This window comes from Sphingomonas sp. (genome assembly GCF_036387535.1).
GTDB lineage: Bacteria > Pseudomonadota > Alphaproteobacteria > Sphingomonadales > Sphingomonadaceae > Sphingomonas_R.
The window spans coordinates 21,890-30,134 of record NZ_DASVTO010000101.1; the positions used below are offsets into that span (position 1 = coordinate 21,890).

Here is an 8,245-nt window from a genome sequence, read left to right on the forward strand (position 1 = left end):
GGGGGATCAGGCGGCCATCCGGCTACCCTGATAGCCGGCATGGCCATGCTGTGCCGGCCGGCCATGATCCGCCTGCGCGTCGCTGATCCGGAACCGGGCAACCAGCGCATCCAGCGTGGTGGCGTCACCGGCAAGGCTATGCGTGACCGCGTTGTTTTCCTCGACGCTGGCAGCGCTGCGCTGCGTCATGCTGCTGATGTCACCGATCGAGGTGTTGACGACGCTCAGCCCGCTCGCCTGCTGTACGGTCGATTCAGCGATCTGCCCGACCAGGGTCGCGATCGTGTCGATCTCGCCGGCGATGCCGGTCAGGGCGACCCCGGTCCGGTCGACCAGCTCAGCGCCCGACTGCACCTGTTGCGAGCTGACGGAGATCAGGGCCTTGATCTCGCGGGCCGCATCGGCGGAGCGCTGGGCCAGCGCCCGGACCTCCGCCGCTACCACCGCGAACCCCGCGCCGGCATCGCCGGCGCGCGCCGCTTCCACACCCGCGTTCAGCGCCAGCAGGTTGGTCTGGAACGCCAGACCGTCGATGATCCCGGTGATGTTCGCGATCTTGGACGAGGACTCGCCGATCTCGTTCATCGCCGCCACCGCATCCCGCAGGATGGCGCTGCCGGCGCTGGTGCCCGCGGTCGCGGCGGTGATCACCGCCTTCGCCTTGCGAACCTGATCGGCATTGTCCTGGCCCTTGGCCGTGGCCTCGTCCAATCCGGCGCTCGCTTCCTCGATATTGGCGGCATTCTGCTCGGTCAGTTGCGCCAGGCCATCGGACGCCCGGCTCAGATCGACGACGGCGGAACGGATATCGGCGCTGTGCTCGCTGATCGATCCCATCGCTTCGTCCAGCGCGGCGACAGCGGCGTTGAAGTCGGTCTGGATCTGCGCATAGTCATCGGGGAACTGAACATCGATCCGCGTCGTCAGGTCGCCGTCCGCCAATCGGCGCAATTGATCGGCCAGGGTCGAAACCACCGCCTGCTGCATCGCGTCGGCGGCCTCCTTGGACAACGCAAGATCCCGGAATACCGCCACCGCCCGTGCGATCGTGCCGATCTCGTCATGGCGATCGGTATTGGCAATCTCGATGTCGTTCTTGCCACGGGCCAGTTCGCCCATCCGGTCGCAGACGTCGCTCAGCGGCGCGAACATGCGGCGGGTCAGCATCAGGCCGATCAACGCGGCGAGCAGCGTGACGACCGCACCAATCGCCGCGATCTGGGTTTCGGCCCGGCTGACGTCGGACAGGAAGTCGGACGCGGGAATGCCGACATACAGAATGCCGATGACCTTGCCGCTCTGGTCTCGGATGGGATCATAGGCCGTAAAGAAGGATCGACCGAGGATGTCGGCCCGCCCGCGATAGGATTGCCCCTGCTGCAGCACCGCGTGCCGAACTTCGTCGGATGTCAGCGTAGTGCCGATCGCCCGGCTGCCATCCGGGTTCTTGACGTTCGTGGTGATGCGGCGATCACCCAGGAAAACCGTCGCGGTGCCACCGACCAGTTGCTTGACGCGGTCCACCGGCGCCACAAAGCCGTTCAGCGGGCGTGAGCCGATCAGCAGCTGGTCATCAACGACCGAGAAGCCCGTTCCGTACTGGTTGAGGATGTCGCGCGCGACCCGCATATTGGCTTCCTGCCGCTCCACCGCGCGCGACTCCGCGCCGGACGACATGATGTAGCGCGTCGCGAAAAAGGTCACGACGGCAAGCGCGATCAACGACATCGCGACCAGCAACGTCGCCTTGACGGAAAGGCGCAGATGCTTGAGGTCGAAAGTGGTTGGGGTCACGGTCGTTGCTCCGAAAACGGGTGAAGCCGGTGCCGATGCGGCCTGGCGGGCGAGACGGTCGAGTGCGGCAGGTGCGAACGCGGGCGATGCGCTCCGCGGCGGCGGCGACGCGCCGAAACCAGCGGGTTGCGCCTGGACTGCAGGCTGCGCTGGTGCGGCGGCCTGGACATGCGGATAACGGTGGCCGGTAAACTGGTGGATCAGCCAGGCCGCGGCGACCAGCACCACGCAGTCGACCAGGAGGATTGCAGGATAGGCGTAGCTGGCGGCAAGCACCGCCGGTCCACCCATCACCCCCGCCAGCGCCGATGCCCCGCCCGGCGGATGCATGCAGCGCAGCAGCGACATCACCAGAATGGCCCCGCCCACCGACACGGCGGCCGCGACGACGGGCTGGGGAATGAAATGTGCGCACAGCACGCCCACGATGGCGGAGGCGACATTACCACCGATGATCGCCCACGGCTGCGCGAACGGGCTGGACGGGACCACGAACAGCAGGACGCTGACACTGCCGACCGCGCCCAGCAGCAGCGGCAGACCCGCGACCGAAAAAGGCAGGAAGGAACAGGTCACTCCGGTCAGCAACACGCCAAACAGCGCCGCGACACACGCAATCATCCGTTGCCCGCTGTTCGGCCCAAGCAGGCCGACCACAGGCATCGGTGACGCGATGGGCGGCGACACATCCTTGGCTGAAACTGGTGCCATATACATGGCCGATGTCATCCTTCCTGTACCCGCGGCGCGACGTTCTCGTTCGATCGAAGCCGATCGAAATCGACGCTTCCGCAGATCTGTTGGCTATTCCGAACGCGGTTGCGGATGATGCCATGCACCAGGATCAGCCACGGCTCGCCCGGAAGGGAGCAGTGGAACCCACCATAATGTTCGTTAGTAAAGTTTCCGCTAATCAGATCGCTCTTGGTTATTATTGCATTAACAACCGGCATGATCTGAAACATTTTCGATCCGAATCAAGGATTCAGCATGCATGAAAAAGGCGGGCGATGGTTGCCCATCACCCGCCTGGTCGTTCGAATCCTGATCTTTATGGTCGTGATCAGGTCAACCGCGCGGCGTGCCAGCGCAGATGATCCTCCATGAACGTCGCAATGAAATAATAGCTGTGATCATAGCCCGGCTGCATGCGCAGCGTCAGCGTGATGCCCGCCTCCGAACAGGCGGCGGCCAGCAATTCCGGACGGAGCTGTCCCTCCAGGAACTGATCGGCCGCGCCCTGATCCACCAGCAAGGCCGGAACGCGCGCGCCATCCTCGATCAGGGCCACGGCGTCATGTCGGCGCCACGCCGCCGTATCGGTACCCAAATACCCCGTCAGCGCCTTTTCGCCCCACGGCACCCGGCCGGGCGCCACGATCGGTGCGAAAGCAGATACGGATCTGAAGCGGTCGGCCAGCGTCAGCCCGATGGTCAGCGCGCCGTGGCCGCCCATCGAATGGCCCATGATCGCCTGCCGCTCCATGTCGGCCGGGAAATTCGCGGCGATCACCGCCGGCAATTCTTCGGTGACATAGCTCCACATCTTGTAATGTTCGGCATAGGGCGCCTCGGTCGCATCGACATAGAATCCGGCACCCAGCCCGAAATCATAGGCGCCGGCCGGATCGTCCGGCACGCCTTCCCCGCGGGGGGACGTGTCCGGCGCCACGAAGATCAGGCCCAGCTCGGCGCAGGCCGCGCGGAACTCGCCTTTGTCGGTCACATTGGCATGGGTGCAGGTCAGTCCCGACAAATACCAGACGACCGGTAAGGTTGCGCCCTCCGCGTGCGGGGGCACGAAGACGGAGAAGGTCATGTCGGTCCCGGTGACCGACGATTTGTGCGTATAGACGCCTTGTGTACCGCCGAAACTGCGGTTGGCGCTGACCTTCTCCATCATCATGATCCTCGATTACACGAAAGTATAGGAGCAGATCTTGTTGCCGCCCGGATCGCGCAGATACGCGGCATAGGCACCCGGCAGGTGGCCGCGCGGCCCCGGCGCACCTTCATCGACACCGCCGGCGGCCAGGCCCGCGGCGTGAAACGCGTCGACATCCGCGGTGCTTGCCGCCGCGAAACCGACCGTCACGCCATTGCTCGACGGCGCGCCGCCGTCACCGGGCGTCAGCACCAGCAAGGCGGGCTTGTCCTTGCCATACAGCATGGCCGCATCCCCGAATGCACCCAGATTGTTGATCCCGAGCGGGGCCAGCGCCGCATCATAGAAAGCGGTCGAGGTCGCGAGATCGCTCGCGCCCAGCGTCACGTGCGAAAATACGCCGTCACCTGAAATCACCGTCATTGCCTTGTCTCCTGCGTTGTTATCGTTGGTATCGTCGGATCAGAAGACGACGACGGAGCGGATGCTCTCGCCGGCATGCATCAGATCGAACCCCTTGTTGATCTCGTCGAGCTTCAGGATGTGGGTAATCATCGGATCGATCTGGATCTTGCCGTTCATGTACCAGTCGACGATCTTCGGCACGTCCGTGCGGCCCTTGGCACCGCCGAAGGCCGTTCCGCGCCAGTTACGGCCGGTGACAAGCTGGAACGGACGGGTCGAGATTTCCTTGCCCGCTTCCGCGACGCCGATGATGATGCTGGTGCCCCAGCCGCGATGGCAGCATTCCAGCGCCTGACGCATCACGGTCGTATTGCCCGTCGCGTCGAAGCTGTAGTCGGCCCCGCCATCGGTCAACGCCACGATATGCGCGACGATGTCGCCGCCGATCTCCTTCGGGTTGACGAAATGAGTCATGCCGAACTTGCGGCCCCACTCCTCGCGGTCCGGGTTGATGTCGACACCCACGATCATGCCGGCACCGGCCAGCTTGGCGCCCTGAATGACGTTCAGGCCGATGCCGCCAAGTCCGAAGACGACCACATTCTCGCCCACCTGCACCTTGGCGGTGTTGACGACCGCGCCGACACCCGTGGTGACGCCGCACCCGACGTAGCAGCTGGTCTGGAACGGCGCATCTTCGCGGATCTTGGCGACTGCGATCTCGGGAACGACCGTGAAGTTGGAGAAGGTCGAACAGCCCATATAATGGAAGATCGGCTGCCCCTTGTAGCTGAACCGGGTCGTGCCGTCGGGCATCAGGCCCTTGCCCTGCGTCGCGCGGATCGCCGTACACAGGTTCGTCTTGCCCGAAAGGCAGGATTTACACTGGCGGCATTCCGGCGTGTAGAGCGGGATCACATGATCGCCGACGGCCACGGAGGTCACCCCGGCGCCGATTTCCCGCACGATCCCGGCCCCTTCATGGCCCAGGACGCTGGGGAACAGACCCTCGCTGTCCAGTCCGTCGAGCGTGTAGGCGTCCGTGTGGCAGATGCCGGTCGCCATGATCTCGATCAGAACCTCGCCCGCCTTCGGCCCTTCCAGGTCGAGTTCCACGATTTCCAACGGCGTCTTCGCCTCGAACGCAACGGCTGCACGGGTCTTCATCGGTATCCCCTCTTGAATGGTGTTCGGTCGATTAACGGTAAAAAGGTTACCCGATCGTAAACGAAGATGCTGCCGCGCTCACCACCCAGCTTTGCTGCAATGCACAAGTATTAACGGCCCTGGTCCGTCGACGCCCCTGAACAGCATCACGTTACAATTTCGCGAAAACCCTTCTTCCCCGTGCTGGCGGTCACCGGCCGATGCCATTGTGTGCAATCGTCTCTTGTCGGCCGCGTCGCACTGGGATATTTAACCATCTTATTAAGCGAGGGCAATCCTTCCAGAGGTAGTTAAGGGTTTCTTAATCCTTTTAGTGGAAGCGTCTGCGGGTCGGTTACGTGGTCCGAACGACGCAAGCATTATGACGGAGGCTCACGCTTTCGGCACTTCTCCACTATATACCCTGTTCCATCAAGTCATTTCGTCGGAAACGATGGATAATATATGGATTGCGTCCGGTATTTTTGGGAGTAGGATGCCTGTCGACTTTAGACACAACTAAAGCGTTACTCAGGGAGGATTGACATGACAGGATTTGGTTTGAAGGGTGCGATCACCGCATTGCTGCTGGCGACCGTCGCGGCGCCTGCAATGGCGCGTGACGAGCTGAAGACGATGCAGCAGGATCCCAATCAGTGGGTCATGCAGCTCGGCAACTACAGCAGCACCCGCTACAGCGCGCTGGATCAGATCAACGCCAACACCGTCAAGGATCTGCGCGTCGCCTGGAGCTTCTCGACCGGCGTATTGCGCGGCCATGAAGGCGGCCCGCTGGTGGTCGGCAACATGATGTATGTCCACACGCCCTTCCCGAACAAGGTGTATGCGCTCGACCTGTCGAAGGACGGCGCCATCGCCTGGTCGTACGAGCCGAAGCAGGACAACAAGACGATCGCGGTGATGTGCTGCGACACCGTGAACCGCGGCGTCGCCTATGCCGACGGCAAGGTGTTCCTGCACCAGGCCGATACCACACTGGTCGCGCTGGATGCCAAGACCGGCAAGGTCATCTGGTCCGCCAAGAATGGCGACGCGACCAAGGGCGAAACCGGCACGGCCGCGCCTGTGGTCGTCGGTGACAAGGTTCTGGTCGGTAACAGCGGTGGCGAATTCGGCGTGCGCGGGATGATGACCGCCTACGACATCGCCACCGGCAAGCAGGTGTGGCGCGCCTATTCCTCCGGCCCGGACTCCGACACCCTGATCGATCCGGTCAAGACGACGTCGATGGGCAAGCCCGTCGGCAAGGACTCCGGCCTCGCCGGCTGGAAGAGCGACCAGTGGAAGCTGGGCGGCGGCACGACCTGGGGCTGGACCAGCTATGATCCCGACACCAACCTGATCTATTACGGATCGGGCAACCCGGGTGCCTGGAACCCGGCGCAACGTCCGGGCGACAATCGCTGGTCGATGTCGATCTGGGCACGGGACGCGAACACCGGCAAGGCCAAGTGGATCTATCAGATGACGCCCCATGACGAATGGGATTATGACGGCGTCAACGAGATCATCCTGGTGGACAAGGCGTTCAAGGGCAAGGATCGCAAGATGCTCGTCCATTTCGACCGCAACGGTTTCGCCTACACGATGGACCGGCTGACCGGCGAACTGCTGGTTGCGGAAAAATATGATCCTGCGGTCAACTGGGCATCCAGCATCGATCTGAAGACCGGCCTGCCGAACCGGGTGAAGGCCTTCTCGACCGAAGCCAACGGCGAAGATGTCGTGACCAAGGGCGTCTGCCCCGCGGCGCTCGGATCCAAAGATCAGCAGCCCGCGGCCTACAGCCCCAAGACCGGCCTGTTCTACTTCCCCGGCAATCATGTCTGCATGGATTATGAGCCGACCCGCGTCTCCTATGTCGCCGGATCGCCCTATGTCGGTGCGAACCTGACCATGTATCCGCCGAAGGGCGAGAGCAATCTCGGCCGGTTCGCGGCGTGGGACGCCACCACCGGCAAGGTCGCCTGGGAAGTGAAGGAACCGTTCTCGGTCTGGAGCGGCGCGCTCGCCACCGCCGGCGACGTGGTGTTCTACGGCACGATGGAAGGCTATCTGAAGGCCGTCGACGCGAAGTCGGGCAAGGAACTGTACAAGTTCAAGACCCCCTCGGGCATCATCGGCAACATCAACACCTACACCTATAACGGGAAGCAATATATCGCCGTCCTGTCGGGCGTCGGCGGCTGGGCTGCGATCGGCATGGCCGCCGGTCTGAGCGGCGACCAGGAAGGCCTCGGTGCCGTCGGCGCCTATCGCGGCCTTTCGCAATATACCAACCTGGGCGGGACGTTGACCGTCTTCGAACTGCCGGGCCGCTCGGCGCTCGCGTCGCGCTGACGCGCTGCAACCATGATGTCGTACCGGGGGCGCCGTTCGCGCGGCGCCCCCACCGTTTGAAATGATAAGGGTGGCTTATGACGATGTTCCGCAAGGCTCCGATCCTCGTGACCATCGCCGGCGGGATGATGCTGGCGCTGACCGTTGCCGCGCAATCGATGCCTGCCGCCCAACCCAACAGCCCTGCACCCGCACCCGCATCCGCATCCGCTGCAAGCGCCGCAACCGCGCCGGTCAGCTGGACGGTGTTCAGCGGCTACAAGCGCTATCATGGGAATTGTTCGGTCTGCCACGGGCCGGACGGGCTCGGCGGCACCTTCGCGCCGGCGCTCGCGACCTCGCTCAAGACCATGGATCATGACACGTTCCTGGAAACCGTCGTGAACGGCAAGGAAAATGCTCAGTTGGCCATGCCGGCGTTCGGCGCAGACCCCAATGTGATGTGCTACATCGAGGATATCTACGCCTATCTGAAGGCGCGTTCCGAAGACCAGATCGGGCGTGGTCGTCCGGCGCCGCAGCCCGCCAAGCCGGCGGATGTCGCCAAGTCCGAAGCGGAATGCATGGGGGCATGAGAATAGACCGCCGCGCGTTGCGGGCCGCGGGGATCATCCTCGCGACCGCAGCGGCACTATCGGGTGCACAGGCTGCGGA

Annotated in this window: 7 protein-coding genes; 2 read left to right on the forward strand and 5 right to left on the reverse strand. The window is 63.5% G+C overall.

Going from position 1 to position 8,245, the window contains the following annotated elements:
• Nucleotides 1-6: 6 nt before the first annotated feature.
• The 5 genes from VF649_RS09405 to VF649_RS09425 form a co-directional block, all read right to left on the reverse strand.
• Complete coding sequence (locus VF649_RS09405; protein WP_331011701.1) at nt 7-2,457, reverse strand: methyl-accepting chemotaxis protein; 2,451 nt, start codon at nt 2,455-2,457, stop codon at nt 7-9.
• 62 nt (nt 2,458-2,519) lie between these two features.
• Nucleotides 2,520-2,759, reverse strand: coding sequence for a hypothetical protein (locus VF649_RS09410; RefSeq protein WP_331011702.1), 240 nt, complete (start codon nt 2,757-2,759; stop codon nt 2,520-2,522).
• A 98-nt stretch (nt 2,760-2,857) separates the two neighbouring features.
• The gene (gene fghA / locus VF649_RS09415; RefSeq protein WP_331011703.1) at nt 2,858-3,694 is read right to left on the reverse strand and encodes an S-formylglutathione hydrolase; all 837 of its coding nucleotides are present in this window, start codon (nt 3,692-3,694) and stop codon (nt 2,858-2,860) included.
• Between the two features lie 15 nt (nt 3,695-3,709).
• Nucleotides 3,710-4,102 (reverse strand): VOC family protein, encoded by a 393-nt coding sequence (locus VF649_RS09420; RefSeq protein WP_331011704.1) that lies wholly within the window; start codon nt 4,100-4,102, stop codon nt 3,710-3,712.
• Between the two features lie 39 nt (nt 4,103-4,141).
• Entirely contained in the window at nt 4,142-5,251 is a 1,110-nt protein-coding gene (locus VF649_RS09425; RefSeq protein ID WP_331011705.1) for an S-(hydroxymethyl)glutathione dehydrogenase/class III alcohol dehydrogenase, read from the reverse strand.
• Between the two features lie 525 nt (nt 5,252-5,776).
• Between VF649_RS09425 and VF649_RS09430 the strand changes: the two genes are divergently transcribed.
• The gene (locus tag VF649_RS09430; RefSeq protein ID WP_331011706.1) at nt 5,777-7,591 is read left to right on the forward strand and encodes a methanol/ethanol family PQQ-dependent dehydrogenase; all 1,815 of its coding nucleotides are present in this window, start codon (nt 5,777-5,779) and stop codon (nt 7,589-7,591) included.
• 77 nt (nt 7,592-7,668) lie between these two features.
• Entirely contained in the window at nt 7,669-8,166 is a 498-nt protein-coding gene (locus VF649_RS09435; protein WP_331011707.1) for a c-type cytochrome, read from the forward strand.
• The last annotated feature ends 79 nt before the right edge of the window (nt 8,167-8,245 follow it).